Here is a 26,647-nt window from a genome sequence, read left to right as displayed (position 1 = left end):
CGGAAAAACGAAACGAAACTTTGACGATGCCGTGGCCCGCCGGCGGCCCATCACCGCCGGGCGGCGCAAGCGAAAGATGTCAGCGATCGGCCACGCGCTTCCAGCCTTCGGGCGAGAAGCTGCGTATGGCCCGCGCGCGCGATGCCGTGCCGGGTCCGAAGTCCCGTTCGTAGAACACACGGTCGCTGCCGAGCATGAAGGTATTGACACCGGTATCGCCGTAGCGGGCCGGCCACGCGATCAGGCCGTACGAGGCCTCGCCGCCCTTGCCCACCGGCAGGATGCGGTAGTGATAGCCATAGAAGGCGTCGGCGGCGGGCGTTTCGGGACCCATTGCCAGCGCGTCGGGACCGAGCGGGCTGGCGTCCTGATCGCTGGCGGCGGGCCAGTAGAGTCCGTCGGTCTTGCCGGGCGTGCTGATCAGGCGCCGGGCGAAGCGGCCCTGGCCTACCTGATCGGCATAGCGCTGCTGGGCGTCTGCCAGCTGCAGCAAGGTTTCCATGGTGACCAGCTCATTGCGACCAAGGCGGCGGCGGCGCACTTCCTGCTTGCCGGCGGGCAGGTCGAACTGCCAGCCGCCATTCTGCCGGGCCAGCGGCACGGGGAAGGTCCAGCCGCTCTCTCCCACCGCAATGCGCGCACGGTTGTCGCCTTCGGGCTGCACGGCGTGGTGGCGCGCCCATGCGCCCAGGAAGTCATAGACGTCGTCCTGGTCGATCGAGCCCTGCGGCACCAGCGACTGGTATTGCCGCCCAAGCACGCGCTTCAGCGCGTCGCCATCGCTGCGCGCGATGGCATCGCCGAGCGCATCGGCCGCCGCTTCGGGGTTCGGATAGACCTGCTGAGCCGCGGCGGGGGCGGCCAGTGTCAATGCCAGGGCTGCAGCCACCGCAGGCAGCACGCGCGCACCGCGGACGAAGGCGACGGCGGAGATCAGGTTACCGGTCTTGCGCATCATGCTTTACCTCCGGCCATGGCCAAAATGTTCACCGCCGCCCCGCCGGCCCCCGCCCCCCAGCCCGCCGCCTTGATGCATGCCGCCAGCGTTGTGCGCGGCCGGACGCACCTGCTGCTGGGACAACCCGGCGCGCTGGGTCTGCTGGCGCATGCGTTCGCCGTTGCCGGCGTCGCGCAGCGCACTGTCACGATTGGCATTGCGGGCGCGGTCGCGCGCCGCGGCCTGGTCCGCGCGCTGGTGCTCGGCACCCGCGGGGCGCGGATTGCGCGCGCCGGCGTCGCCCGCGCCGGGCCGCGTACCTTCGGTGCGGCCGGCATGGCCGGGAATGGACTGGCCGGTATGCCCTTCGAACGAGCGCGCGGCGCGATCACGTGCCTGGTCGCGTGCGGACGGTTCGCGCTGCACCGCACCGGCGGCGCCGACGCGCTGGCCCGGCTGCGCCCCCGCCTGGCGATTGGCCAGGCCGGCCTGGCGCTGCTGGTCATAGCGGCCGCGCACGGCCGCATTGTTGTAGGGCACATTGCCGCGCTGGGCCGGATTGTGCTGCCAGTTCACGTTGGCGCGATTCACATCCAGGCGCTGGTTGACGTTGATGTTGTTGTAGCGGTTGACGTTGATATTGACATCGTGGTCGTGCCAGTCGAACCCGCCCCACATCGCGTCGACCGCTGCCACCCCCAGCCCGAAGCCGATGCCGGACACCAGCGCCGTGGCGAACACCGAGCCTGGCGGCGGCGGGTAATACGCCGGCGGATAGGCCGGATACGGCCAGGTGCCGTAGACCGTGGTCGGGTTATAGGCCGGCACGTAGACCACTTGCGGATTGGCCGGCTCGATCTGCACGATGGTGGTACCGCCCGAACTCTGGGTCACCACCTTCTGCTGTTCAGTGGTCTTGAGCGTGCCCGCTTTCTGCGCTTGCGAGCGCAGCCGCTGCACCGAGTCCATCACGTCGTTGGGCTGCGCCAGGAACGCATCGCCGATCGACTGCACCCACTGCGGCTGGCGCCCCATCATGTCGAGCACCGACGGGAAGGCTGCCAGCGACTGCACGCTGGGATCCCAGTTCTGGCCGGCCACCGCCTTGGTCGCGGCATCGCCCGACAGGCTGGGATTGGCCTTGGACCACTGCGCCGCCGCGGCCACGTCGGCCGGATACGTGGCGGCCATCAGCACCTGGGACAGAAGCGCATCCGGATACAGCGCCACCGGTGCGGTCAGCTGGTCCAGCTGCGCCTGGCTCAGCGTGGCTTGCGCCAGCGCGGGCTGCAGCGGCGCCATCAGCATCAGTGCCAGGCACCATGCGAAAAGCTGTTGAAGACGATGCATGTTGACGCTCCACAAGTCCGCAAGTGACAGCGGCCGCCCGCAGTGCGCCGCTCAGCGGCGCTCCTGCGCGCACTGCTGGCGATACGCTTCTTCCAGGCGCTTGCGATCCGCCTGGCGTTCCAGTGTCGGGTAGGTGCGCCCGTCAGCCGCGGTGACCGAACCTTTGCCGGTGGACCACTGCGGTCCGCCGGGCAGTGCGTTGATCTGGTCGAGCAAGCCCTGGCAGTGCTGCCGCTGCGACGCCGACAGCGTGCCGCCAGGCCCTTCCACCACCGCCGTGGCCTCATCCAGCATGCGCGGCGGTGGCGGCGCCACCATCGGCGTACCGGCCGCCGAAGCGGCCGCGGCCGCGCTGGCATTGCCAGCTGCCCACATCGGGGCAGCCACCATGGCGCCGCATGCCAGCATGCCCGCCTTGATCAGAAACTTCGTCAAACCCATCACTCCAGAGCCGTCCACGGCGTGTCGTCTGCCGTGGGCATGTTGCGGGAACCGTCCGCCGCTAGCGGTCCTTGCTGTTGCCGCCGCGGCGGCCGGTACGATTGCGCATCAACTCAAGCTTGAGCAGCGCATCCGCAAGCATACTCTTCAGCCGGGCATTCTCTTCCTGCAGCTCGCGCAGCTTGCGCCCGTCGCGCGCCTCGCCGTTGCCGGGCTGGCCATAGCGGGTGCGCCATCCGTAGAACGATGCATCGCTGAAGCCATAGCGCGCGCACAACTCGCGCACGGGCACGCCGCTGGCCGCCTCGGCCAGATATCCGCGGATCTGTTCTTCCGAATACCGTCTGTTCACGAATCTCTCCGCTTCGCAACGGCGGGGCCCAGGCGTCGCTCAGCCGCGACCCCAACCGTGCCGACTCTCGCCCTAAGTTAGCCCAGGGCCGCCGCAAAAGGCAATTCAGTGTCTTCGCAATGCGAGTTAAGAAAATTATCGCGGTGCACCGGCAGCAGCCATTGGCATGCGTCACCAAATTTCGTTATTCCAATTTGGAAATTGCATGGACTGATTGCATGCAAATATCACCCAAGCGGGGGATGAAATACCGTCGCCAGACCGGTATTTGGCGCCAGATCGGCCCTTAAACGCTGATGGCAAGCCATGTATTCGGAGCGATACAAAAGCATCAAAAAAGAATTGACAGGTCAGTCATCAATTCAAGTTTCTATGACTTTTGCTAAGCATGTATTAAGATTCCTCGGCATAACTAAATTTCACACGCCTTCGCACGGCGCCCCTGCGGCGCCGGCAGAAGTGCGGCCCGGCAGCGCACTACCCAGAAGTCGCCCCGCATGCCGGTACCCATCCCGGCCGTCGGCATGCGCCGGATTTGATGGATCAAAGAGTCGCTAAGCTGTGGCTCTGAGCTGCGTGGACACTGGCGTGTCACGCGTGTGGTGAAACATCTTGCCGACGCCTTGCGTGCGGGACTTCATGCCTGACCCCTTGGCTCGCGCGGCATGGTCAACGCGCCGCGGGGCGCCCTGGTTTCATGCGCGCCATGACTGGCGCATCGCTGTTTGGGTCGGACAGACAAAAAGAACAAGAAAGCGAAGCTGTGTATCAGGAGAAGTCGGAATGCGTCATGTCAGCACGAAGTTGTTGCATGTCTTTGTTCTCGTCATGGAGTACCGTGACCTGAGCGCGGTTGCCGCCTGCACTCAGGGACGCGTGCCCACCGTGGCCTATAGCCTGGCGCGCTTGCGCGAGATCACCGGCGACCCATTGTTCGTCAAGCGCAACGGCATGCTCGAGCCCACGCCGCATGCGCTGCGGCTGGAACAGACGGCGCGCCAGATCCTGGCGAAATGGAACCATCTGGTGCGGCCCGGCGAACCGGGCCTGAGCAAACGCCGCGACGGCGGCCGGCGTGTCTCCATCGGCTTTTCCTCATCGATCGGGGATCCCGTCATCACCGAAATTCTGACCGCGCTGTGCGAGCAGTTTCCGCAAGATACCTTCGTCACGCGCCCGGTAATTGCCGACGCTGCGCTTGCCGGCCAGCTGGGCGACGGCGAACTGGACTGCGCTTTCGTCGTCGACAGCGGACATGATCCGGAACACGTGCGCCAGCACAACATCATGGCGACGCCGCGCCGGCTGGTGAGCGCCACGCGCGGCGGCAGCCAGGAGAGCGAGAGCGCGTGGATCCTGTTGCAGGAAGACAGCGAGGCCGGCAGCCCGCTGCGTGCGTTCCTGAGCCGGCAAGCCAACACACCCGGCCATCGCGAGACGGTAGTGCCGTCCTGGCATACGCAGATCACGCTGCTGCATTCCGCAGGCGGCGTCTGCCCGGTGCTGGATTTCAACGTGCCGCTGGTCACGCGCGAGCGCAAGACCCGGCTGCTGGCGCCGCCAAGCACCTTCCCGGAATGGGCCGCCGTGCATTTCTGGGGGCCGGAGCGCAGCCGCGACCAGGGCGTGCTGCACGACGTGATGGAGGTCGGCAGCGCCGTGCTGCGCGACCCGCTCAAGGCCATTGACGGGCGCCGCAACGGCCGTCCGGCAGTCCCGGCCGAGGCCGCCACGACCTGACGCCAGGCGCGATAGCCAGGGTGCGAACGGGAGCTGTCCGCCGCAAGGCGGCTGCGCCCTTTCGTGTCACGGATCGTTGTCACCGATCGTTGTCACGGATCGGCGACACCCGCGCCGTTCATCCTCTTCCCGAGATGGATTTCCGAATTGCCGGCCCGCGCTGCGCTCGCACGCGCTGGAAGGCGCAAGGATCTTTTCGGGCCCTGATTTACGAATCCTCCTAGTTCCGCCGGGCGGGCTCGCCGCTATGCTGCCATGGCATTGCCGCAGTCCGGCCGTCTCCCGTCTGGCCCGGACCGGCGGCGATGCGAGCAGTTGTCCGGCGCCTCCTTGTCTGGCGTCATTTTTGCGCCGCACGTCCTCTTGGCGTGCGGCGTTTTCTTGACGTTCGCCGAAGGCTGCGCCGCCTGAACGAGAATCGAGGAGCAACCCGATGGCATTGAGGATCCTGCTTGCCGACGACCACCCGCTGGTCGCGGCGGCCGTCGCCGACCGCCTGCACACCCAGACCGGCTGGGAAGTCTGCGGCAGCGTCACCAGCGCGACGGCGCTGCTCAACAGTATCGACAGCCTGCGCCCCGATGTCGTCATCACGGACTACCACATGCCCACGCAGGGCGAACGCAACAGCGACGGCCTGCGGCTGCTGGCAAGCCTGCGGCGGCGCCATCCGTCGATGGCGGTGATCGTGCTGACCATGATCACCAACCCGCTGGTACTGCGTTCCATCCTCGACACCCAGGTGCATGGACTGGTGCTGAAGGACGCGCCGCTGACCGAACTGGTCACGGTGGTGTACCGCATCCAGCGCGGCTTTCACTACATCGGCAAGTCGGCCATGGAAGTCCTGTCGCAGGCTGACCCGGGCAGCCCGATAGGCGCGGGCCGGGCCGGCGCGGAACGCCTGTCGCGGCGGGAAATGGAAGTCTTGCGGCTATACCTGACCGGGCGCTCGGTCAGCGAAATCGCCATCCAGCTGTGCCGCAGCGTCAAGACCATCAGCCGGCAGAAGAACTGCGCCATGCAGAAGCTCGGCGTGACCAACGACCGCGAGCTGTTCGAATTTGCCGCGCTCAACGGCCTGCTGCTAAGCGGCTAAGCGACTGAGCGCAATGCCGCGCGCCGCCGGGGGCGCCGAGGCATCAGGCCGCGTCGGCCGGCTCCGCCGCGCGAGCCTGGGCATGGGCGATGCCCGCCTCCAGACGCGCCAGGCCGCGCGACAATTCGCGCATGGTCGTGGGCGACACCTCGGACAGCACGTCCTCGAGAAAGGCCGAGCGCAGCGGCATGGCGCGCGCCACCACCTCGCGCCCGGCCGGCGACAGCGTGACATGGGTCACGCGGTTGTCCCGTTCGGACGTGGTGCGCTCGACCCAGCCCAGTTCCTGCATGGCCTTGAGCTGGCGCGTCAGCGCGCCGGGGTCCATGACGACGAGGTCGGCCAGTGCCTTCTGGCCGATGGCGCCCTCCTGGTGATGCAGCGCATGCAGGATGCGCCAGCGCGGCAAGGGCAGTCCCATGCGCTGCTCGAACGCCCCCGCATAGGCGCGGTAGGTTCGGCCGAACTGCTGCAGTACGGCCACGCTCTGTCGCTCTAGTTCCATCCGTTCTCCTCAGGGTAAGTTGCCGCCGGGCTTCAGTCCGCCGCCATCGCCGGCGCGGCGGCGCGGGTCAGCTTGATCGACGGCACCTGGCGCGCGCACCACACGCCCAGCGCGGCCGCCGCACCCGCCACCACCAAGCCAAGGTGGATGGACCCCACCAGCGACACGCGCGCCTGCTCCAGCAGCAATGCGCCATTGTGCCCGGCGTGCTCCAGCTGGCCGAGCAGCGCCAGCTGCGACGCCTTGTCGATCAGCACCTGCGGGTCCGCCATGCGCGATGCCCACTGGGTGGCATTGGCGCCGGACAGCGCCTGTTCGACGCCGCCGGTATAGCTGCGCGTCACCAGCGTGCCCACGATCGCGGTGCCGACCATGCCGCCCACCATGCGCAGCGACTGCAGCATGGCCGTGGCGATGCCAAGGTGCTCGCGCCCCGCGGTCTGCTGCGCGAACACCGTCAGGTTCGGCATGATAAAGCCAAGGCCCAGGCCGCCGACCAGCATGATGGCCATCAGCACGCCGTGCGGCATGCCGCGCGTGGCCTGCGACAACCCCAGGCACGACAGCGCCAGCATGCCGAAGCCGGCGTAAAGCATGGTGTTGGGCCGGCGGATGCGCGTCACGATGCGGCCGTTCAGGATGCTGCCGACGGTGATGCAGACCACCAGCGGCGTGATCAATACCCCGGCCTCCTTCGGCGAGTAGCCGAAGCCGCCCTGGAACAGCAGCGGCGCATACAGCAGCAGCGCAAACATGGTGAAACCGGCAAACACCGAGAGCTTGAACAGCGGTGCCAGCCCCGGATCGCGGAACATCTCGACCGGCAGGATCGGATTGGCGCAGCGCCGCTCCCACTGCCACAGCGCCACCAGTGCCACCGCCGCCAGCACGAGCAGCCCCGCGGTATAGGCGTCGAGGCCACGCGCCGGCAACAATTCCACACTCATCTGCAAGCTGCCGAGCCCGGCCGCGATCAGCAGCGCCCCCAGCCAGTCGACGCGGATCGGTCCGCGATGCGCCTGCTGGCGCAGATGCGGCAGGTAGCGCCAGGCGAACCACAGTCCCAGCACGCCCACCGGCAGGTTGACGTAGAACACCGCGCGCCAGCCGTACCACTCCGTCAGCAGGCCACCCAGCGACGGACCTACCGCATTGGCAACGCCGAACGCCGCGCTCAGCATCACCTGCCAGCGCAGCCGCACGTGCGAATCCGGAAACAGGTCGGCGATGCAGGCGAAGGCCGTACCGACCAGCATGCCGCCGCCGATTCCCTGCAGCGCGCGCGCTGCCACCAGGAACGGCATGTTCGGCGCCATGCCGCACAGCGCCGAGGCCACCGAGAACACCACGATCGAGGCCAGCACGAAGGGCTTGCGTCCGTAATAGTCGCCCAGGCGGCCGAACACCGGCACGGTGATCACCGAGGTCAGCAGGTAGGCCGTGGCCACCCATGCGTAGTACTCGAACCCCTGCAGCTCCGCCACCACCGTGGGCAGCGCCGTCCCCACCACGGTCTGGTCCAGCGCCACCAGCATCACCACGAAGGCCACGCCCAGCATGGCCAGCAGCGACTCGCGAAACGGCAGGACCTGGCCGGCCGGCTGAGGACTATGTGGTTCGGGAGTCATTTTATTGCTCGATCAATCGTTGCATTGTCAAGAATTATAGGGCAACTTCCGCGGCCTTGCCTTGCCGTTTCAGAGACGGTTGCCATGCCGGCGCCCTCGCCATGCGCGGGCGGAAGCCTCACTCCACCAACAAGGTTGCGCCGGCCCAGACGATCAACAGGACACCCAGCACTCGGCCGGCACGCTCGCCGCCAGGCAGGATTTTTTCAACGAAGACCACCAGGGACAGCGCGGCGATCCAAACGATGTTCATGATGCCGCCGACAAACAGTAAGGCCATCAGCATCCAGCAGCAGCCCACGCAGTAGGCGCCGTGGCGCACGCCGAGCAGGAAACTGCCGGCGACGCCGGGACGCCAGTGCGCGACCAGGAACGCTGCCGGCGAGCGGCACTGTGCCAGGCAGGCACGCTTGAGCGGCAAAAACTGATAGACGCCCGCCGCGAGCAGCACGGTCGCCGAAAGGAGAGCGCTCTTCGACCACAGCATCATTGCCGAAATAAGGCCGCTCGGCTGCAGCGCCAGTTGCAGCGCTGCCGCTCCGATGGAGAACGCCAGCCATGCAGTGAGGTAGCCGGCCAGGAGAAACATCGACGTGGCAGCAGGCCTGCCACCGGAAGCGTCGTGATGCCGCAATACCCGCCGATACAGCAGGACGACCGGCGCCGCGCTGGGCGTCATCATGGCGACCATCATCACCCACCACATCAGGATGACGGTGGACAACGGCGTATCCATGCCGCCCATGCCGCCCGGCAGCCGATGCGGGAAAAGCGTGACTGCCGTCATGTCGAGCGCAGACATGCCGGTGCCGGCCCCCGTCCACAGATAAGCCCACGACAACGCGACAATGACGACGATGCCGAGCGACGTGATGGCGCGCTCGCGTCCGAGGACGTATTCGAGACCGCTCATGCGGCAGTGCGATGCCGGATCAGTCCCTTGTTGTTCATGTGCAATCGCGCGAATTGCGCGTAGGTGCCGTTGAGATCCAGGGCGATATTGCCTTGCGAGCGGCTGGTGCCGGACCCGATCTCGGCAAGCTCGTACTCGAAGCCGTGCGGCAGATCGATCCGGACCCGATGTTCATCCCCGGTCACCAGGTTGCGGATCGGTTCGGCGACGGTGTCGAACACGCCTTCGACATGGATGCGGCCGCGGCGGGCATCGACATCGGCTTCGAAGTCGATCTTCGTGAAGATCGGATCGAAGGCTTGCTCGAGCGTCGACGCGAATACCGCGAACATTGTTGCGAACGGCTCGGTGTCCTGCCCTGTCATGATCTTCAGGAGGGCTTCGCGCTGCTCCGGGGCTGCCCGTTCATCAACAATGGGCTGACACTTGCCCCTCCCTTCGTGGATAGGGCCGGGCCACTGGAACACCACCGCGATGTTGAGGCCGTCGAGTCGCACCTCGCCGTAATGGCCGTTGTTGATGGAGATCGCCCCCATGGCTTCGCAGAAGCCGTTGGTTGGCAAGGCGTTAAACTGGCACGGGCAACCGTATGAGCAATTGCAGTTGATCAACTCGGTGCCTTGGATTTCCCAGGGAGTCATGGCTGTTCTCCTTGCGCTCGACTTCTTACGCGCCTGCCTCTCATCCCCGCATGATGGGCATGCCTGGCTTGAATCTAGTGTGCTGTAAAGGGAAGTCAAGAGGGGAAGCTGCGAACGCCTACGCGCTCGCTGGCAACGCAGGCCGCCGCCGTGCATCAGGTCTTACGCGCCGCCGTGTGATGTACCATCGCCAAAAATTGAGATCTCCATGCCTGCACCGATGCGGAAGTGCCTGTGGTGGTACAAGTTGTGCTGGGTCCTGGTATTGCTGTGCGCCTGCGCCTTGCTCGCCGGTGCGCCGGGGCTGCTTGTGGCCTGCCTCTTTATAGCCGCCGCATCGGCGGGCGGCATTTCGGCGGCGTACCTGGAACAAATCCGGCCAACCATCGTTGCCGATTTCGTCTGGTTCGCTGCCACCGCGGCACTATTTCTGTTCCCGCTTGCGCTGGCGATCCACAGCGTGCGCGTCTATCGCCTGAGCCGGACGAACTTGGCGTAACGCCCGTCTCGAGCGCCGCTATCGTCGCAAGGGCCGGCAGGCCCCACGGATTATTCGGGCTGAATACCCGATTGCTTCACCAGGCTCCCCCAGCGGTCCACCTCCATGCGCAGCCGATCGCCCAGCTGGGCGGGAGTGGAAGCCTTGAGGTCGATGCCCTGGCTGTCGAGCCGGGCTTTGGTCTGCGGACTGGCCAACGCCGCGCGGACTTCGTCAGCAAGCTTGTTCACCACCGCCGTCGGTGTCCGCGCCGGCGCGACCAGGGCCCACCACTGGCTGACCTGCATGCCGGGCAGTCTGGCTTCGGCGGCGGTCGGCACGCCGGGAAGCGCGGCCACGCGCACCGGGCCGGTCACCATCAACGCCGAGATCTTGTTGCCGCCAAGCAGGCTGCTGCCGCTTGCCAGCGTAGCGAAATGTCCCTTGACCAGTTGCGCGGAGACATCGGTCAGCGCCGGGGCGGAACCGCGGTACGGCACCGGGTCGACTGGAATACCCGACTGGCTTTCCAACATCTTGGCGGCCAGATGGCTGATCGAGCCGTTGCCGCTGGTGGCCAGCTGCAGCGGCGTTCCCGCCTTGCGCGAGTCCGCCAGGAAGCGCTGGATCTCTCCGGCGCGGTACTGCGCGCTGTCCGCGAACAGGACCAGCGGGGCCTCGCCGAGTAGTGAAACCGGCGTGAAGTCGCGCAACACATCGTAGGGCATCTGGCGGAACACAGACGGCGCTACGGTGTGCGCCAACTCGATGATGCCCAACGTGTAGCCGTCCGGGGCGGACTTGGCCAGCGCGTCGGCGCCGATGCGGCCGGAGGCACCGGCACGGTTGTCGACCACCACGGGCTGGCCCATCGATTCGCTCATGCGCTGCGCGACGGCGCGGGCCAGCGCATCGGTGCTGCCGCCGGCGGCCCAGGGCACGATCAGCCGGATCGACTTTTCCGGATAGCCGGCCAGGGCCGGCGGGACGTGGACCGCGAGGCAGCAGGTGACTGCAGTCAACAGGTAACGCAACTTCATGAGTGTCTCCCCAAGGTGTTTGAAATCATGCCTGGCCAGGATCGCGGTCGCCGCGCGCGGTCAGCAGCAGCATGACGGCTTCGGTCCGGTCGATGCGCCCGTCGGCGCGTAGCGACTGCGCCGCGGCAAGGCCCGCGCCGGCGCACAGTTCGACCCACCATCCCGCGGCTGCGAGATGGCCGGTGCCGTCGCGTGCCGCCGCATCGTCGACGACCACGGCGCCGCCGCCCGAGCGCCTGACGGCAAGGACTTGCTGGGCGGTCACGGTAGAGCCGGCGGTGGAAAACTGAAGCGTCGCGCCGGCGAAGTCGGCCTGCTGCGACGCGCCCGCCAGCACCCGCGACAGCCGTGGAAACGGCTCGACCGCCCAGAGGCGCGGCAGCTTCGGCAGGTGCCCCAGCGCGACCAGGTCCCGCAGTGCGCTATAGATGCCCCACAGCAGGTCTCCGCGCGCAGTCGGCACGATGACATGGTCGGGCCGGCACCCTTGCGCCACCCACTCCAGCGCAACGGCCCGGTAGCCTTCCACCCCGAAAACGGGGCTGCCTACCGCCGGCACGCTGTAGTTGGTCAGCGCGAAGGCACCCTCTTCCCGGACGCGACGGCGCACATGCGCCCAGCGCGCATGACCGTTATCGCAGACGACACGCCGTGCGCCGTAATGACGCAACGCCGCGTCGAACACGGCGGGCAGCGCCTGGTAAGTCGCAACTTCGCAGTCCAGCCCCGCGGCGGCGCAATAGGCCGCGGCCGAGACGGCGGCATTGCCGCTTGACGCGAGCACCACCTCGCGCGCGCCGATATCGAGCGCCCGGCTGATGGCCTGCGCCGACATGCGGTCCTTGTGCGAGCCGGTCGGGTTCGCGCCTTCGTTCTTGATCCAGACCGACGCCACGTCGGCCAGCGATGCCAGCGCTGGCACCGGAATGCATGGCGTGGCGCCCTCTCCCAGCGACACGCCATCCAGGTAGGGCTGCCAATGGCCCCATGTATAACTTCCGCTTTTCGGTGCAAAATCCAGTGCCTGGGCGTCGTAGACCGCTTCAAGGCTGCTGGGATGACCCGCCGCCGCGCAGGCCGGGCAGCCTTCCGGCATGTCACCGAGCGGATAACGGGCGTGGCAGGTGACGCATCGCAGCACTTGCATTGCCGGGTTGATGAGCGGTTTGGTCTGAGGCGGATTGCCGCTGGCGCGCATGGTAAAGACCGGAGTGAAAGTGGCTCGAGTCTATGCCAGGCCACCACCCCGTTGCGCAGGCACGCCGATGATCGACTTAAGTAAAACTTATAGGTTAGAGATGGAGACGACCGCCGAAGCCGGCATCAGCGCCCGGCAGATCGAGGTGTTCCGCATGGTCATGCGCCTGGGATCGGCCCGCCGGGCCGCCGAAGCCCTGCATATCAGCCAGCCCGCCGTGACACAGATCGTGCTGCAGCTGGAAAAGGCGGCGCGGCTAAGGCTGTTCGATCGAAGCAAGGGTCGTATTGTGCCGACGCCCGAGGCGGCATCCCTGATGGATGAAGTCGAACGCGTCTATGTCGGCCTCGACGCCGTGCAACGCAGGATCGATCAATTGCGTGCCCATGAGGATACGGTCCTGCGCGTGGGGGTGTTGCACGCCATGGCGTCCAGCGTGATGCCGACGGCGGTGGCGGACTTCGTCCACCGCTATCCGCGCGTGCGTTGCCAGCTGGAGGTCGACAGCTCCAGGGGCCTGCGCGAACGCTTGCTGCAGCGCGAACTCGAGATCGCGTTCATGGGCGACGAAGCGGACACCAGCGGCCTGACCGCTTCCGAGTTCTACGCGGTGCACGCCGTTTGCGTCGCGCCGGCGACGCATCCGTTCGCAACGCGCACGAAAATCGGCATCGAGGATCTGGTCGACGTGCCGCTGATCGGCCTGGACGCCGCGGATCCCGCGCAACGCCGGCTGCAGGCGTGCTTTGCCGAACTCGGCATTGCCCCGCGTTTCGTGGCCACGACACCGTACAGCCATACGCAATGCTCGCTGGCCCTGGCCGGTGCCGGGCTGGCGATCACCAATCCCCTGGTCGCGCGCACCTACGTGGCGCTCGGGCTGCGCAGCGTACCCCTGACCGCTCCGGTGCGATTCCGCGCCATCCTGGCCTTCCATCCGACCCTGGGCCAGTCCACGGCGGCACAGCAGTTCGTCAGCCTGTGCCGTCAGCGTCTGGCCGATCTGCAGTGATGCACGCGCGACTGCGGCGCCTGCGTCAGACGGCGTAGAGACAGAGGCGAAAGGCGGGCGCCCATGCGCCCGCGATTGTCACGTGCCGCCAAGCAAGCCGCTGGTCCGGGCATACTCGTAGAGCTCATAATCGTTTGCCAGGCCCAGCTTCTTCATGGCAACGCTTTTTTGCGCGCTGATGGTCTTGCTGCTGCGATTGGCCTGGCGTGCAATCTGGATGACCGGCACGCCGGCCGCCCACTGCCGGATCACTTCGAGTTCCCGCCGCGTCAGGATCGGGCGGCGCGACCGTTCATCGAGACCGCCGGAGGCGAGAATGGCGCGCACCGATGCCGGCTGGTAGCTCAGCCCGCTGAACGCGGCGCGCACCGCGGGAATCAGTTCCTGTACCGGATCGGTCTTGTTGAGAATCACTGAAATCCCGACCTTCTGGACATTGCGGATCAGCACCGGATTATCCAGCATGGTCATGACCACGATGCGCGTGGTGGGATACCGGCGCCGCAGCATCTGCAGCATCGGCAGTCCGTCGCCGAACTGCCCGCCGGGCATGGAATAATCGGTCACGATGACGTCGCAATCGGTGCTTTCGAGCAACGCGACCAGCTCCGTCGAATTCGCGGCGCCGCCCACGACCTGCATGCCCGCTTCAAGCGCCAGCACACGACTCATCCCGCCCAGGACGACGGGGTGGTCATCCGCGATGATTATCTTGATCATGCTTGCCTTCTGATTTTCGGTTCCGTGGCCACACACCGGTGCGCCTGGGAACCGAGCCGGTATTCAATACCGGTCATTTTCGCGGATTTGCATATTAGGAGTTTTTCGAACCACCCGAACTAAGGTATTCCTTAAATGGTACTCCGCCAGTCGCCACGATGGCTGTTGTGGCTGCCGTTCTGGCTGCTTACCGGCCCCTCGGGATCGTCAAAGTACGCTGCGAGATACAAAGCCAGGTTATCGACATGGGCCTGCACGGCCTCCTGCGCCCGCGCCACGTCCAGTTCCAGTTCCCGGCACAAGGCGACGATTTCGTCGCCGTCTTCGGCGAGCGCCATGGCGCCGCGCATGCGATGGGCGTGGTGGCGAAGCGCCTTCAGCTCCCCACTGGCCGCGGCGGCGGACAGCGCCGCAAAATCGTCGCGCATGGTATGCGCCAGCAAGGCCAGGCTGTCGGCGCTGTCGGCTATCGGGGGCAAGGCGCTGTGGTTCGCCTCATGGTTTGCCTCATGGTCTGCCTTATGTCCGGCCTCACGGTCAACCGACTGCGCCGGGGAGGCGGCATGCCGCGGCAGCACCGCGCGCAGGCACTCGGCCAGGGGGCCCAGCAAGACGGGCTTGGACAGGTAACGATCCATGCCGGCTTCCAGGCAGCGCTCCGCCTCGCCCTGCGCGACGCTCGCGGTCAGCCCCACGATCGGTACCGTAGCTCCTTGCGCGCGCAGCCTGCGGCTCAGTTCGTTGCCGTCCATGCCGGGCATGTGGACATCGGTAAGCACCAGGTCGAACTTGCGCTGCTGCCACAGCCCCAGCGCTTCTTCGCCACCGGCCGCCAGCGTGGCGCGGCAGCCAAGGCGGTCGAGTTGCTGCTGCATCAGCAGACGGTTGTAGGGATGGTCGTCGACCACCAGGATCTCCAGGCCCAGTCGCGGGACGGGATCGGCTGCGGTCGGCGCTGGCTGCGCACTCGCCGGCGTCATGCCGGCGGCGAGGCAAAGCGCGCGCAGGATGCCGGCCTGGTGATAGGCATTGACCAGCCAGCTGCCGCCAACGAGCTGCGGTTCGGCCGGACCATCGGCGCGTGCGAACACCACGCCGGCATAGCCCTCCGGAATGGCCGCGATACGGCGGGTGGCAACGAGCAGCACCATGCCGGCCGCAGGCGCCGGCCCGCTGCAGGCGATCGCTTTGCACCCCATCGCACGCAGCGTATCGATGGCATGGTTGCGGATATCGTCGTCCTCGGTCAGCACCGCCACCGGCGGCAGCACCGGCTCCAGCGCCGCGCGCGGCCCCGCCTGCGGCAGCCTCAACAAGACCCGGAACACGCTGCCCTTGCCGGGCTCGCTGTGCACCGAAACGCTGCCCGCCATCAGCGCGGCCAGCCGCCGGCAGATCGACAAGCCCAGGCCCGTCCCGCCATAGCGCCTGGCGGTGGACGGGTCAGCCTGCACGAACGGCTCGAACAGTTTTTCTTGTATCTCGGGTGCGATGCCCGGCCCGGTATCCGCCACCTCGAGCTGGATCGCGATCCTGCCTGCCGCGTCGGGAGCCTCCGGCACATCGGACACATCAGCCCGCGGCGCGCGCCCCAAGCGCACGATGACATGGCCTGTGGCGGTGAACTTCAGCGCATTGCCGAGGAGGTTGCCGATGATCTGGCGCACCCGCACCGGATCGCCGGCCAGGCAGGGCAGGCCTGGCTCCGGATAGCACGACAGCGCCAGGCCCTTTTGCAGCGCGATCGGCGCGTGCGCCCGCACCGTCGACTCGAGCAAATCGACCGGATCGAACGGCACGCTGTCCAGCTGCATCTGCCCCGCTTCCGCGCGCGAGTCATCCAGCAGGTCGTCCAGGATCTGCAGCAGGACCTGCGACGAAGCGCGGATGGTCGACAGCATCTCGCGCTGGCTTGGCGCCAGTCTGGTCAGCGACAGCAGTTCCAGCGTGCCCAGCATGCCGTACAACGGCGTCCTGATTTCATGGCTCATGGTGGCCAGGAAGCGCAATTTGGCGGCGCTGGCCTCCTCTGCGAGCTGGCGTGCGCGTGCCAGCCTGCGGTGCGCCTCGCGTTCGTCCGTGACGTCATGAATCGCGCACAGCAACACGTCCTCGCCTTCGAAGCGGGTGCGGCGGCCGACCACCAGCACGTCGCGCGCGGCACCGGCACCCGCCGGCACCCGCACCTCCAGCCGCACGGGCGCCTCGCCGCGCCGCGCCAGGATCGCGTCCAGCCATGGCCGGCCTTGCGTGCGTGCATCCAGCGGCAGCCATTGCGCGGCCAGCGCGTTCTCGACCCGCACATGCGCATCGGCGGTGCGCACCACCCGCAGGCCCACCGGCGCGGCCTGCATCACGGCCCGGTTGAAGCGCTCACTGTCCTCGATGCGTTCGGCGTTGCGCTGCATCGGCACCAGGATCCGGCGCCGGACCATGCGCGCACCTTGCAGCACCGCTGCGACGCCGAGCCCGTAGAGCAGCAGTGCCACCGCCAGCGCCACGCCGTGGTCCGCCAGCCCTTGCGACAGCGGATAAGCGTAGGCCGCGCGCCAGCTCTGGTCGCGCGCCGTGCTGCCGATCATCAGGCTGCCTTGCTCGAACCAGTAGGCCACGCCCGGCTCGCTGGCTGACAGCTCACGGGCGACCCGCTCGCTCAGGGCGTGTGGACGCAACCAGCCGGCATCGCGGCCCTGGAACAGCAGCTTGCCGCGTTCATCGAAGAATACGGCGCGCTTGCCGGATACCGGCTGGCCCGCCCGGGTGCCCCCCGGCATGCCGACATCGGCCATCAGCGCGCGCACGGGAATGGCCGTCGCGACATAGCCGAGCAGCGTTCCCGCGGCATTGTGAACGGGCAGGAAGCAGCTCAGCATCGTGTCCTGCCCGATCATGCCAGGATAGGGCCCGGCCCACAGCGGCGTGCCTGCCGGCGTTGGCCCCCGCGCCTCACCTGAGCGGCGCGCCAGCGCCTTGGCCCAGTTGCTGACGGCATCGGCCACCTGCGGCCCGCTCAGAGGCAGCGCTGCCGGCAGCGCGGGGGTCACCAGTGCCTCGCTGCCGTCCGCCAGCAAAAACACCGAGCGCACGCCTTGCGGCGCCGTGCCCCAGTACGCGCGCTCGAAGATGGCAAAGCGGATGACATGCGACACCGCCACGGACCGCTCCGCGCCAGGTACCGGCGCGCCGCGCATCAGGGTCGCGGGGTTGATCAGTCCGGGCACCTCGACGGCACGCGCGCTGCCGGCCGGCACGGCCATCAGCAAGGCTTCGAGCCGGGTCGCGGGCCGGTCGCTGCGCACCAGCGGATATTCAGGCCCGGTAATCTGTGCCATGCGCCGGATAAAGTACTCATGGGTGGCCTTGGCCGCCAGCACGGCGTCAAAATGCTGGCGCGAAGCCCAAGCCTGCTCCCAGACGATCCTCTGGAACCGGCTATGCAGAAACAAGGCGAGACAGCCGCTGATCACCACGATCAGCAGGGCGGCAACAACGGCGAGAAGGCGACCGGGAAACTGCTTGTTTGCGCGAGACAGCCAATTGGCCATTGGCGAAGCTCCTTCTCAGCAACCTGCCTGACGCCCGCTTGGAAACCGGGCGTCGCCCGGCGCGCACTGGCTAGGGAATTGCCTATGGATTATGCATCAACATCCCGGCCCATCCTGGCTCATCCCGGCCTGCCCAACCCCGTCGTACTGCAGCCGCGCCGCGGTGACGCCGTCGTCCCAATACCTGGGATCGAATGGCTTCGCCCTACTGCAGGGCCGTCCAGGCGCGCATCATGCCGGGCGCGGCAGGCAAACCGACACCGCCAGCCCGCGCGGCGCGGCATTGCGGGCGCACACCGTGCCGCCATGCGCGGCAATACCCGCGTGCGCAATGCTGAGCCCGAGCCCCGCGCCGGCCGGATGGCCCTGGCCGCTGCGCACGCGATAGAAGGGTTCGAACAGGCTTGCCAGAGCCTCCGCCGGCACGCCGGGGCCGCCGTCGACGATGTCGAGCCGGATCCCGGCCGCGTCGGCCTGCAGGGTCACGGTAACGGGCGTGGCCGGGTCGGTGTACCGGATGGCGTTGCGCAGGATGTTCTCGATGGCGCTGCCCAGCGCCGCGCCGTCGGCGTCGAAGATCAGTTCGCCTGGTGGGGTCCAGCGGATCGCCACGCCGCGGGCCGCGGCCTCGAAACGGGCATCGGCCACGATCACGTCGACCAGTTCGCCGAGATCGATGGGATGGCGCACCGGCGCCGTCGCATGCAGGCGCGCCAGCTGCAGCGTGCGCTCGACCAGGGCATCGAGCCGCCCGGTCTCGCGCTCGATGCGCTCGAACTGCAGCCCGAGCGTGGCGTCGCGGCGGCGCGCCAGCTCCAGCGACAAGCGCAGCCGTCCCAGCGGCGAGCGCAACTCATGCGCAATATTGCGCAGCAGTTGCTCGCGCCAGTCCACCAGGCGCTGCAGCCGGTCGGCCATGGCGTCGAAATCGCGCGCCAGCTGGCCCAGCTCGTCGGCGCGGCGCGCCAGTACCGGCGGCGTGCGCGTGGCCAGTTCGCCTCCGGCCAGCGCCTGCGTGGCTTCGCGCAGGCGCCGCACCGGGCCGGTGACGTGCCGCGTCAGGGCCCAGCACAGCGGCGCCGAGACCGCCAGCGCGAACAGGCCGAGCGCCAGCGCCACCGGCGACAGGCGCAGCACCTCCCAGCGCGACGAGTCGAACGGCAGGAACAGCATCAGCACCTCGCTGCCGTCCGGCAGCGCGATCGGCTGCGGATCCCACCATGACACGCGCGCGCCGGGGCGCGGCACCTGCGCGACCGCATGGCCGATCATGGCCGCGCGCCACATCGGCACGATCCGGTCGACGAGATGGTCGTGCAGCCGCGCCGGCAGTTGCCGGCCGAGCATGTCCTGCAGTGAGGGATCGACGATATAGACGTCCAGCGCCGAGGCATGCGAGTCCATCGTCCGCAGCCAGCGCCTGAGCCCGGGGCGCCCCTCCCTCCGCGCCACCTCGACCGCATCTGCGGTCAGCGCGGCCGGGCTGAGGCCGTCGAGCGCCTGAAAGCGGTACCAGGCCACCGCGGCCGTGAGCGCCATGCCGATGCCGACGATCGCGGCCATGCCCAGCCAGAAGGCCAGGAAGTTGCGCCAGAACAGCGGCAGCGGAAACAGCGCACGCACGCTGCGCCAGCCGTTCACGGGGCCTGCACCAGCAGGTAACCCTGGCCGCGCAGGTTGCGGATGCGCAGCGGCGCAGACGTGCCGTCGAGCGCCAGCTTGCGGCGCAGCGCGCTGACATGGGTATCGAGGCTGCGGTCGTAGCGCTCCGGCGCGCGTCCCAGCGCGAACCGCCCGATCTCCTCCCGCGCGACCACCCGGCCCGCCGAACGCATCAGGATTTCCAGCACGCGTTGCTCGGCGCCGGTCAGCGCGGCCCGCGCCGGTCCGTGCATGGCTTCGCCGGAAGCCAGGTTCAGGCGCAGCGCGCCGGCTTCCAGCCACGGGCTCGCGGCGGTGGCCGGCAGCGCGCACTGGAACCGGCGCAGCACCGCGTGCATGCGCGCCCGCAGTTCGCGCGGGCTGAAAGGCTTGCTCAGGTAGTCGTCGGCACCGAGTTCCAGTCCGAGCACGCGGTCGGTCTCGTCGCCATGCGCGGTAAACATGATCACCGGGCGCTGCGAACGCGCGCGATGCAGCCGCAGCAGGTCCAGCCCGTTGCCATCGGGCAGCATCAGGTCCAGCAGCGCGACATCGTAGTCATGGCGGGCCAGCAGGGCCTCGCCCTGCTCGCGGGTGTGCGCCAGCGTGACGGTGCAGTGGTCGGGCTCCAGGTATTCGCGCAGCATCTGCGCCAGTTCCAGGTCGTCGTCGATCAACAGCACGCGCGCGGGCGGCGGGTGAGAACACATCAGCATGCAGCTTGCCGGGGCCCTGGCGGGCGAGGAGCGGGCCGCCGGCCCCCGGTTCCATCAAGAAACGTCAAGAAAACAAAAGCTTTCCAAAGTGACTGGTTAGCAATTTGCATCCCCGATTCTAATATGAGAATGATTGTTATTTGCATACAGCGGGGAAAATAATGACGGACAGGCAGGCCGCCGGAAGCGGATGGGCATTGAGGGCGGCAGCACGGGCAGCGGTCGGGACGGCATTGCCGCAGGGCATGCTGCGAGCGCAGTGGGTGAAGAGGCTGGCAGCGGTATGCGCGGCCTCGGGCATCACGGGGGCCTGGGCTCAGGCGCAGGAAGCCAAGGCGGAAGCCACCCTGGCCACCGTGGTGGTGACCGCGGCCGGCAGCGCGCAGGATATCCGCGATGCGCCCGCGTCGATCAGCGTGGTCACGCGCGCGGATCTGGAAAACAAGGCTTACCGCGACATCAACGACGCGCTGGTCGAAGTGCCGGGCGTGATCGTCAGCGGCGGCGGTGACCGCACTGATATCAGCCTGCGCGGCATGGGCGCCAAGTACACCCAGGTGCTGATCGACGGCAAGCGGCAGAGTTCGCGCGAGACCCGCACCAACTCCGATTCGTCCGGTGTCGAGAGCAGCTGGACGCCGCCGCTGGCCGCGATCGAGCGGATCGAAGTGGTGCGCGGCCCGATGTCGTCGCTGTATGGCTCCGATGCCATGGGCGGCGTGGTCAACATCATCACGCGCAAGGTGCCGAAACAATGGACCGGCGAACTGCGCGGCGATGCCACGCTGCAGCAGCACAGCGACTCCGGCAATCTCTACCAGGGCAATTTCTATCTGGCCGGCCCGCTCAAGAGCGACCTGCTCGGGCTGCAGCTGTACGGCCAGAGCACGCACCGGGTCGAAGACGACATCGACCACGGCTTCCGCGGCCGCCGCGCGGAAAGCCTCACGGCCAAGCTGGCACTGACGCCCACGCGCCAGCACGACATCGTGTTCGAAGCCACCGGCATGCGCCAGCAGCGCAGCGAGACCGTCGGCAAGACCGTGCCGCCGCTGCCGCCCGGCACGCCCTGCCCGCGCACCGGCTGCCCGGCCTCGTCCGAGACCGACTACCGCAGCGAGAAATACGCGCTGTCGCATACCGGCCGCTGGGGCTTCGGCGTCTCCGACAGCTATATCCAGCAGGAGGAGTTCGACAACCGCAGCCGCCAGATGAAGATCAAGAACCTGGATGCGCGCACCAGCTGGGCCATGCCGCTGGGCAGCCACATGCTGTCGGTCGGCGCCGAATACCTGAACCAGCGCCTGAACGACCAGACCGGCAACCAGATCGCCGGCGGGCCGAACCGGGTCGAGCGCTACCAGTGGGCCCTGTTTGCCGAAGACGAGTGGCGCCTGGCGCAAAGCTTTGCGCTGACCGGCGGCGTGCGCATGGACCACGACCAGAACTTCGGCCAGCATTACAGCCCGCGCTTGTATGGCGTCTGGCACGCGGCCGAGCGATGGACCGTCAAGGGTGGCGTGTCCACCGGTTTCCGCGCGCCGGACCTGCGCCAGACCGTGGCCGGCTGGGGCCAGACCAGCCGCGGCGGCAACATGTATGGCAACCCGGACCTGAAGCCCGAGACCATGGTGTCGCAGGAACTCGGCCTGCTCTATGACAAGGGCAATGGCCTGCAGGCCGGCGTGACGCTGTTCAACAATGACTTCAAGGACAAGATCACGCGCGTGGCCTGCCCGCTCACGCAATGCACGGACGGGCCCAACCAGTTCGGCGCCGCCCCGACCACGTACATGAACGTTGACCGGGCCTATTCGCGCGGGGTGGAAGCCAGCCTGCGCTGGCCCATCGCGCAGGCGTGGTCGCTGACCGGCAGCTATACCTACACCCGGTCGGAACAGAAGACCGGCCAGTACCAGGGCCAGCCGCTGAACCAGTTGCCGATGCATCTGCTGGTGGCCACGCTGAACTGGCGCCCGTCGGAAAAGCTCAACGCCTGGGCCCGCGTCAACTATCGCGGCAAGGAAAGCCAGCCGATCACCGGGCCGTCTTCCAGCACGGTGGTGGCGCCCTCGTACACCTTTGTCGACCTGGGCGCGACCTACGCGCTCACCAGGAACGTGTCGCTGTTCGCTGGCATCTACAACCTCTTCGACAAGCAGGTGAACTACACCGACTACGGCTATGTCGAGGATGGCCGGCGCTACTGGATGAGCGTGGCGGTCAAGTTCTGAGCCCGCCCTGTTGTCGTGCGTCCCCGCGCCCGTGCGCGCCGGCCGGGCGCATTCATCTCCAAGAGGAATCCCGATGACGAAGTACCAACCCACCCGGCGGCGCCTGCTGGCCGCCTGCGCGGCGGCAATGCTTGCACCCGCCCTTCCCGCGCAGGCGCTGCCGGTCAGGCATGCGCAGGGCATCACCGAAGTGCCCCGGCATCCCGCCCGGATCGCGGTGTTCGACCTGGCCACGCTCGACACCCTGCGCGTGCTGGACGCCCCGGTGGCCGGCGTGCCCGACGGCAAGCTGCCCGGCATGCTCGGCATCTACCAGGATGCGCGCTACACCCGGCTCGGCTCTGCCAGCGAGCCCAACGTCGACGCCCTGCGCGCGCTGGCGCCGCAGTTGATCGTGGTCGGCGGGCGCTCGGCATCGAAGTATGAAGCGATGGCGAAGCTGGCCCCCACGCTGGACCTGAGCCCGTCCCGCGATGACCTGGTCGGCAGCGTCGCCGCGCAAGCGGAACTGCTGGGCCAGCTGACCGGCCGCCAGGCCCGGGCCGCGCAGCAGGTTGCGGCGCTGCGCGCCGCGGTGGCGCGCCTGCAGGCGCAGGCGGCGGGCGCCGGTACCGCGCTGGTGGTGCTGACCACCGGCGGCAAGATCAGCGCACAGCCACCCGGCACGCGCTTTGGCGTGATCCATGCGGCGTTCGGCCTGCGTCCGGCGCTGGCCACCGCGCCGGACGCAGGCGCGCGCGGCATGCCGATGACGCCGGCGGAGATCCGCCAGGCCGATCCAGACTGGCTGCTGGTGATCGACCGGGATGCCGCCATCGGCCGCGCCGGTCCCTCGGCACAGGAACTGCTCGACGTGGCGCCGTTGCAGGGCGGGCGCGCCTGGCAGCGCGGCCAGGTGCTGTACCTCGATCCCGCCAACTGGTACCTGCTCGGCGGCGCCGGGCTGGGCGCGATGCAAGACAACGTGAAGCAGATCGCCGACGCGCTCGCGCGGCAACACTGACCGCAAGGCACGCGCGGCTCAGCTCGCCGCCCCATCCGCGCGGCAAGTAGCCGGCACCTCGCCGTAGCGTGCCATCAGCGCACCGGCGATCGCATTGGTCCAGCCAAAGCCGTCCTGCAACGGATACTCGCCGCCGCCCCCGCCCTGGGCGGCCCCTTCGATCCGCCGGATGCGGTATTTCTCGACCAGCTTGCATTCGTGGGTGTACAGGCTGGCCACGGTGGCCAGCCAGCGCCGCGCAATCTCGCGCGCGAGGGCCGCGTGGCCATAGCGCTCCAGGCCGCATACCGCCAGCCACTGCAGCGGCGCCCAGCCGTTGGGATGGTCCCATTGCTGGCCCGAGGTGCACTCCGTGGTGGCCAGGCCGCCGTCGACCAGCAGCCGCTCCTGCACCGCCTGCGCCACCGCTTGCGCCTGCGCCGGACTGGCCAGGCCGAGATAGAGCGGCATCACGGTGGCGGCGGTGAGAAACCGGCGCGGCGCGCCGCGGCACCAGTCGTAGTCGATGAAGACGCCCGCGGCCTCGTCCCACAGGTACTGCAGGATGGCGGCCTCGCGCCGCTGCGCCGCGGCGCGGTAAGCCTCTGCCGCGGCATCGCCGGCGCGCTCGCACAGCGCGGCAAGCCGTGTTTCCAGGTGCCACAGCAGCGCATTGAGATCGACCGGCAGCATCGCCGTGGTGCGGATGGTGGCCAGGTCAGCGGGCTGGCCGGCGGCCGGGTCGGGCGCATCCAGCCAGCGCGAGCTGAAGTCCCAGCCCGACTCCGCCGCGGCGCGCAGGTCGCGGAACACCATATGGTGCGGGCGGCCGCTGCGCAGCGCGGTCTCCATGTCCTCGAGGAAAGCCTCTTCGCGCGGACATGGGCGGTCGTCCCAATAGCGGTTGAGCAGCGCGCCGCCGGGCAGGCAGACCACGCGGCGGTGCGCATGGCCGGGACACAGGCCGTCGGCGCCGTCCATCCAGAACGCATATTCGCGGCGCAGCTGCGGCAGGAAGTCCTGCGCGCTGGCCAGTTGCTCGCGTTCGAGCAAGTCCACCATCAACGCAAACACCGGCGGCTGCGAGCGGCTCAGGTAGTAGTTGCGGGTGCCATTGGGCACCAGGCCGTAGTGATCGATCAGGTAAGCAAAATTCCGCGTCATCTCCACCATCAGGTCGCCGTGCCCGCTGCGAGCCAGCCCTTCCATGGTGAAGTAGGAGTCCCAGTAATAGAGTTCACCGAAGCGCCCGCCCGGCACCACGTAGCGGTGCGGCAGCGGCAACAGCGACGACAGCGGCGGATGGGCCATTGGCTCGCGCGTCAGCACCGGCCACAGGCCGTCGATGTGCTCGCGCAAGGTGCTGGCCGGGTCAGACACGTAGTGGCTTTCCGGCACGGTGGCGCGGGTGAAATACGCCTGCACGAAATCCGGCAGCGAAAAGCCGGGCGTGTCGCGGGTCGCGCGATAGCGCGCCACGATCAGGTCGGGGTCGCAGTTGGGAATGCAGTCCGGGAAGGTCTTGCTGTCGGCGAACAGGCCGCTGTGCTGGACGTCGACGAACAGTTCGCAATAGCGTGCCGCGGGCGACAGCATGTCGGCGCACGCGCAGCCTGGCAGCGCGTGCGGCGGCGGGCAGTCGCGGTGCGTGATCAGATCCGGCTGCGCCGCCGCATGGATCTGGCCGGGCGCCGCGGCGGGCCCGGCCACGGCGCCGGCCCCATCGGGCGTGGCCGGGGCGCTGCTCGGCACCGTGCTGCCGCTGGTGGCGGTGCCGGGCGGCGGTGGCACCGCGGGTTCGGAATCGGGCTTACCGGTCGGCCGCATGGACGCCTCCTTGTACCGGCAACGGCCGGCTCCAATGGGATAGAAATGGGAGCCGCAAAGCGCACGGTAAGTTCGCCGCCGCGGCGCAAAGCGCCGCATGTGCCACGCCCAGGCCGAAACGCTGCGCGCGCTACACCTCCTTCTCGCCATGCTGCACCGGGATCGCCGGCGCGGCCTCGCGCACGCCCAGCTGCATGAAGATCCAGGCCGACGCGCAGGTGATCAGCCCCATGCAGATAAAGGTGGCATGGAAGGCCGGCAGCACCGCGGCGGGATCCCCGCCGAAGCGGTGCTGGAAGGTCGCCAGCAACGCCCCTGCCGCCGTCACGGCCAGGCTCATCGACAGCATCTGCACCATCGACAGCATGCTGTTGCCGCTGCTGGCACCGGCGCCGCTGAGGTCCTTCAGCGTGACCGTGTTCATCGCCGTGAACTGGATCGAATTGACCATGCCGAACACGGCGAGCAGCGGCACCAGCAGCCACAGCGGCAGCTGCGGCGTGATCAGCGCGAAGGCCGCCATCACCAACCCTACCACGAAGGTGTTCGACACCAGCACGCGCCGGTAGCCATGGCGCTGGATCAGCCGCGTGGCGAGCCGCTTGGACGCCATGCCGGCCGCTGTGACCGGCAGCATCATCAGGCCGGCGTCCAGCGGCGCATAGCCCAGGCTGACCTGCAGCGTCAGCGGGATCAGGAACGGCATCGAGCCATTGCCGATACGCGCGAACAGGTTGCCCAGCAGCCCGACGCTGAAGCTGTGGATGCGGAACAGCCGCAAGGGGAAGAGCGGTTGCTTGCGCCGGTTGGCGTGCAACCCGTAGGCCGTCAGCGCGGCCATGCTGCCGATCAGCAGCATCAGCACGGTGGCGTGCTGGAAGCCCAGCCCGGCCAGGCCGTCGAGCGAGAACGACAGTGCCAGCATGGCGGTCGCCAGCAGCAGGTAGCCCGCGAGATCGAAGCGGCCGACGCCGGCCAGCCGCGCATTGGGCATGTAGCGCACGGTGGCCAGCGCGCCCAGCACGCCGACCGGCACGTTGATCAGGAAGATCCAGTGCCAGGACAGCGCCTGGGTCAGCCAGCCCCCAAGCGTGGGCCCGATCAGCGGGCCGATCATGCCGGGGATGGCGACAAAGCTCAGCGCCTGCAGGTACTGCTCGCGCGGGAAGGTGCGCAGCACCGAGAGCCGCCCCACCGGCAGCAGCATCGCGCCGCCCACGCCCTGCACCACGCGCGCGCCGATCAGGAAGTTCAGCGTCGGCGCGTAGGCGCACAGCAGCGAGCCGGCCACGAACAGCGCGATCGCGGCCTGGAAGATGGTGCGGGTGCCGAAGCGGTCGGCCAGCCAGCCCGAGGCCGGGATGATCACCGCCATGGTCAGCGAGTAGGCGATCACCACCGACTGCATCCGCAGCGGGCTCTCGCCCAGGCTATGCGCCATCGACGGCAGCGCGGTGTTGACGATGGTCGAGTCCAGCGTCTGCATGAAGAAGCCGACCGCCACCACCCACAGCATGATGCGGCGGGTGCGGTCGTCGGGCGCGGGCGAGGTCATGGTACGGCTCCGGGTCCGGCCGCCGCCGCCGTGACACGGTGCGCGCCGGCCAAAGCCAACACCTTAAAGGGCAACGACGGCCGAGGCAATCGG

22 protein-coding genes are annotated in these 26,647 nt (G+C 68.2%); 6 read left to right on the top strand and 16 right to left on the bottom strand.

The features are described from left to right. Positions 1-79: 79 nt before the first annotated feature. The 4 genes from FHX60_RS21830 to FHX60_RS21815 form a co-directional block, all read right to left on the bottom strand. Positions 80-958, bottom strand: coding sequence for a DUF2950 domain-containing protein (locus FHX60_RS21830; protein ID WP_183284602.1), 879 nt, complete (start codon positions 956-958; stop codon positions 80-82). A gap of 3 nt (positions 959-961) precedes the next feature. Beyond that, a complete protein-coding gene (locus tag FHX60_RS21825) occupies positions 962-2,287 on the bottom strand; it encodes a DUF3300 domain-containing protein (protein WP_183284601.1) in 1,326 nt (441 codons plus the stop codon). Positions 2,288-2,338: 51 nt separating this feature from the next. Further along, on the bottom strand, positions 2,339-2,722 hold the full coding sequence (locus FHX60_RS21820) for a hypothetical protein (RefSeq protein ID WP_181487060.1): 384 nt from the start codon (positions 2,720-2,722) through the stop codon (positions 2,339-2,341). Positions 2,723-2,789: 67 nt separating this feature from the next. Beyond that, positions 2,790-3,080: a transposase gene (locus tag FHX60_RS21815; RefSeq protein WP_092310926.1), complete on the bottom strand. Its 291-nt coding sequence runs from the start codon at positions 3,078-3,080 to the stop codon at positions 2,790-2,792. A 783-nt stretch (positions 3,081-3,863) separates the two neighbouring features. On the opposite strand from FHX60_RS21815, the gene FHX60_RS21810 reads away from it, so the two are divergent. Both FHX60_RS21810 and FHX60_RS21805 read left to right on the top strand, forming a co-directional pair. After that, on the top strand, positions 3,864-4,820 hold the full coding sequence (locus tag FHX60_RS21810) for a LysR substrate-binding domain-containing protein (RefSeq protein ID WP_112776390.1): 957 nt from the start codon (positions 3,864-3,866) through the stop codon (positions 4,818-4,820). Positions 4,821-5,253: 433 nt separating this feature from the next. Continuing rightward, positions 5,254-5,919, top strand: coding sequence for a response regulator (locus tag FHX60_RS21805; RefSeq protein WP_183284600.1), 666 nt, complete (start codon positions 5,254-5,256; stop codon positions 5,917-5,919). A gap of 43 nt (positions 5,920-5,962) precedes the next feature. Here FHX60_RS21805 and FHX60_RS21800 read toward each other — a convergent pair whose 3' ends face one another. The 4 genes from FHX60_RS21800 to FHX60_RS21785 all read right to left on the bottom strand — a co-directional run bounded on the left by FHX60_RS21800 (position 5,963) and on the right by FHX60_RS21785 (position 9,606). Beyond that, a complete protein-coding gene (locus FHX60_RS21800; RefSeq protein WP_092310935.1) occupies positions 5,963-6,424 on the bottom strand; it encodes a MarR family winged helix-turn-helix transcriptional regulator in 462 nt (153 codons plus the stop codon). 32 nt (positions 6,425-6,456) lie between these two features. Further along, on the bottom strand, positions 6,457-8,052 hold the full coding sequence (locus FHX60_RS21795; RefSeq protein WP_183284599.1) for an MDR family MFS transporter: 1,596 nt from the start codon (positions 8,050-8,052) through the stop codon (positions 6,457-6,459). A gap of 118 nt (positions 8,053-8,170) precedes the next feature. Beyond that, on the bottom strand, positions 8,171-8,965 hold the full coding sequence (locus FHX60_RS21790) for a DUF2182 domain-containing protein (RefSeq protein WP_183284598.1): 795 nt from the start codon (positions 8,963-8,965) through the stop codon (positions 8,171-8,173). Next, entirely contained in the window at positions 8,962-9,606 is a 645-nt protein-coding gene (locus FHX60_RS21785) for a DUF1326 domain-containing protein (RefSeq protein WP_183284597.1), read from the bottom strand. The genes FHX60_RS21790 and FHX60_RS21785 overlap by 4 nt, the downstream gene beginning before the upstream one ends. A 208-nt stretch (positions 9,607-9,814) precedes the next feature. On the opposite strand from FHX60_RS21785, the gene FHX60_RS21780 reads away from it, so the two are divergent. After that, entirely contained in the window at positions 9,815-10,105 is a 291-nt protein-coding gene (locus FHX60_RS21780) for a hypothetical protein (protein ID WP_183284596.1), read from the top strand. 50 nt (positions 10,106-10,155) lie between these two features. On the opposite strand, the gene FHX60_RS21775 is transcribed toward FHX60_RS21780, so the two are convergent. Continuing rightward, positions 10,156-11,124, bottom strand: a complete 969-nt coding sequence (locus FHX60_RS21775; RefSeq protein ID WP_183284595.1) for a tripartite tricarboxylate transporter substrate binding protein — start codon at positions 11,122-11,124, stop codon at positions 10,156-10,158. Positions 11,125-11,149: 25 nt separating this feature from the next. Further along, positions 11,150-12,322 (bottom strand): pyridoxal-phosphate dependent enzyme, encoded by a 1,173-nt coding sequence (locus FHX60_RS21770; protein ID WP_183284594.1) that lies wholly within the window; start codon positions 12,320-12,322, stop codon positions 11,150-11,152. A gap of 100 nt (positions 12,323-12,422) precedes the next feature. Here FHX60_RS21770 and FHX60_RS21765 point away from each other — a divergent pair, with 100 nt between their 5' ends. After that, on the top strand, positions 12,423-13,334 hold the full coding sequence (locus FHX60_RS21765) for a LysR family transcriptional regulator (protein ID WP_183284593.1): 912 nt from the start codon (positions 12,423-12,425) through the stop codon (positions 13,332-13,334). A gap of 78 nt (positions 13,335-13,412) precedes the next feature. Here the strand turns inward: FHX60_RS21765 and FHX60_RS21760 are convergent, their stop codons facing one another. The 4 genes from FHX60_RS21760 to FHX60_RS21745 all read right to left on the bottom strand — a co-directional run bounded on the left by FHX60_RS21760 (position 13,413) and on the right by FHX60_RS21745 (position 19,956). Next, positions 13,413-14,054, bottom strand: coding sequence for a response regulator (locus tag FHX60_RS21760; protein ID WP_112776383.1), 642 nt, complete (start codon positions 14,052-14,054; stop codon positions 13,413-13,415). A 131-nt stretch (positions 14,055-14,185) separates the two neighbouring features. After that, positions 14,186-17,599, bottom strand: coding sequence for an ATP-binding protein (locus tag FHX60_RS27920; RefSeq protein WP_183284592.1), 3,414 nt, complete (start codon positions 17,597-17,599; stop codon positions 14,186-14,188). 231 nt (positions 17,600-17,830) lie between these two features. Beyond that, the gene (locus FHX60_RS21750; protein ID WP_183284591.1) at positions 17,831-19,240 is read right to left on the bottom strand and encodes an ATP-binding protein; all 1,410 of its coding nucleotides are present in this window, start codon (positions 19,238-19,240) and stop codon (positions 17,831-17,833) included. After that, positions 19,237-19,956, bottom strand: coding sequence for a response regulator transcription factor (locus FHX60_RS21745; RefSeq protein WP_112776380.1), 720 nt, complete (start codon positions 19,954-19,956; stop codon positions 19,237-19,239). Before FHX60_RS21745 ends, FHX60_RS21750 begins: the two co-directional genes overlap by 4 nt. A 245-nt stretch (positions 19,957-20,201) precedes the next feature. On the opposite strand from FHX60_RS21745, the gene FHX60_RS21740 reads away from it, so the two are divergent. Together FHX60_RS21740 and FHX60_RS21735 are read left to right on the top strand one after the other, a co-directional pair. Continuing rightward, complete coding sequence (locus tag FHX60_RS21740) at positions 20,202-22,190, top strand: ligand-gated channel protein (protein WP_183284590.1); 1,989 nt, start codon at positions 20,202-20,204, stop codon at positions 22,188-22,190. Positions 22,191-22,263: 73 nt separating this feature from the next. Further along, the gene (locus tag FHX60_RS21735) at positions 22,264-23,193 is read left to right on the top strand and encodes a siderophore ABC transporter substrate-binding protein (RefSeq protein ID WP_183284589.1); all 930 of its coding nucleotides are present in this window, start codon (positions 22,264-22,266) and stop codon (positions 23,191-23,193) included. A gap of 18 nt (positions 23,194-23,211) precedes the next feature. On the opposite strand, the gene treF is transcribed toward FHX60_RS21735, so the two are convergent. Further along, the gene (gene treF, locus FHX60_RS21730) at positions 23,212-24,999 is read right to left on the bottom strand and encodes an alpha,alpha-trehalase TreF (RefSeq protein WP_183284588.1); all 1,788 of its coding nucleotides are present in this window, start codon (positions 24,997-24,999) and stop codon (positions 23,212-23,214) included. 130 nt (positions 25,000-25,129) lie between these two features. Then, entirely contained in the window at positions 25,130-26,554 is a 1,425-nt protein-coding gene (gene mdtD, locus FHX60_RS21725; protein ID WP_112776376.1) for a multidrug transporter subunit MdtD, read from the bottom strand. Positions 26,555-26,647 lie beyond the last annotated feature (93 nt).

It is taken from the genome of Cupriavidus alkaliphilus, assembly GCF_014191175.1.
GTDB classification, from domain to species: domain Bacteria; phylum Pseudomonadota; class Gammaproteobacteria; order Burkholderiales; family Burkholderiaceae; genus Cupriavidus; species Cupriavidus alkaliphilus.
Note: the sequence above shows the minus strand (reverse complement) of the source record. Positions and strands in the feature narration are given on the sequence as shown.

Excerpts from the sequence above, each read along its gene's own strand:
- FHX60_RS21740 (WP_183284590.1), top strand. The coding sequence starts at position 20,202 with ATGCTGCGAGCGCAGTGGGTGAAGAGGCTGGCAGCGGTATGCGCGGCC.
- FHX60_RS21810 (WP_112776390.1), top strand. The coding sequence starts at position 3,864 with ATGCGTCATGTCAGCACGAAGTTGTTGCATGTCTTTGTTCTCGTCATG.
- mdtD (WP_112776376.1), bottom strand. The coding sequence starts at position 26,554 with ATGACCTCGCCCGCGCCCGACGACCGCACCCGCCGCATCATGCTGTGG.
- FHX60_RS21790 (WP_183284598.1), bottom strand. The coding sequence starts at position 8,965 with ATGAGCGGTCTCGAATACGTCCTCGGACGCGAGCGCGCCATCACGTCG.
- FHX60_RS21780 (WP_183284596.1), top strand. The coding sequence starts at position 9,815 with ATGCCTGCACCGATGCGGAAGTGCCTGTGGTGGTACAAGTTGTGCTGG.
- FHX60_RS21785 (WP_183284597.1), bottom strand. The coding sequence starts at position 9,606 with ATGACTCCCTGGGAAATCCAAGGCACCGAGTTGATCAACTGCAATTGC.
- FHX60_RS21800 (WP_092310935.1), bottom strand. The coding sequence starts at position 6,424 with ATGGAACTAGAGCGACAGAGCGTGGCCGTACTGCAGCAGTTCGGCCGA.
- treF (WP_183284588.1), bottom strand. The coding sequence starts at position 24,999 with ATGCGGCCGACCGGTAAGCCCGATTCCGAACCCGCGGTGCCACCGCCG.
- FHX60_RS21805 (WP_183284600.1), top strand. The coding sequence starts at position 5,254 with ATGGCATTGAGGATCCTGCTTGCCGACGACCACCCGCTGGTCGCGGCG.
- FHX60_RS21735 (WP_183284589.1), top strand. The coding sequence starts at position 22,264 with ATGACGAAGTACCAACCCACCCGGCGGCGCCTGCTGGCCGCCTGCGCG.
- FHX60_RS21760 (WP_112776383.1), bottom strand. The coding sequence starts at position 14,054 with ATGATCAAGATAATCATCGCGGATGACCACCCCGTCGTCCTGGGCGGG.
- FHX60_RS21775 (WP_183284595.1), bottom strand. The coding sequence starts at position 11,124 with ATGAAGTTGCGTTACCTGTTGACTGCAGTCACCTGCTGCCTCGCGGTC.
- FHX60_RS27920 (WP_183284592.1), bottom strand. The coding sequence starts at position 17,599 with ATGGCCAATTGGCTGTCTCGCGCAAACAAGCAGTTTCCCGGTCGCCTT.
- FHX60_RS21765 (WP_183284593.1), top strand. The coding sequence starts at position 12,423 with ATGGAGACGACCGCCGAAGCCGGCATCAGCGCCCGGCAGATCGAGGTG.
- FHX60_RS21745 (WP_112776380.1), bottom strand. The coding sequence starts at position 19,956 with ATGCTGATGTGTTCTCACCCGCCGCCCGCGCGCGTGCTGTTGATCGAC.
- FHX60_RS21830 (WP_183284602.1), bottom strand. The coding sequence starts at position 958 with ATGATGCGCAAGACCGGTAACCTGATCTCCGCCGTCGCCTTCGTCCGC.
- FHX60_RS21825 (WP_183284601.1), bottom strand. The coding sequence starts at position 2,287 with ATGCATCGTCTTCAACAGCTTTTCGCATGGTGCCTGGCACTGATGCTG.
- FHX60_RS21770 (WP_183284594.1), bottom strand. The coding sequence starts at position 12,322 with ATGCGCGCCAGCGGCAATCCGCCTCAGACCAAACCGCTCATCAACCCG.
- FHX60_RS21795 (WP_183284599.1), bottom strand. The coding sequence starts at position 8,052 with ATGACTCCCGAACCACATAGTCCTCAGCCGGCCGGCCAGGTCCTGCCG.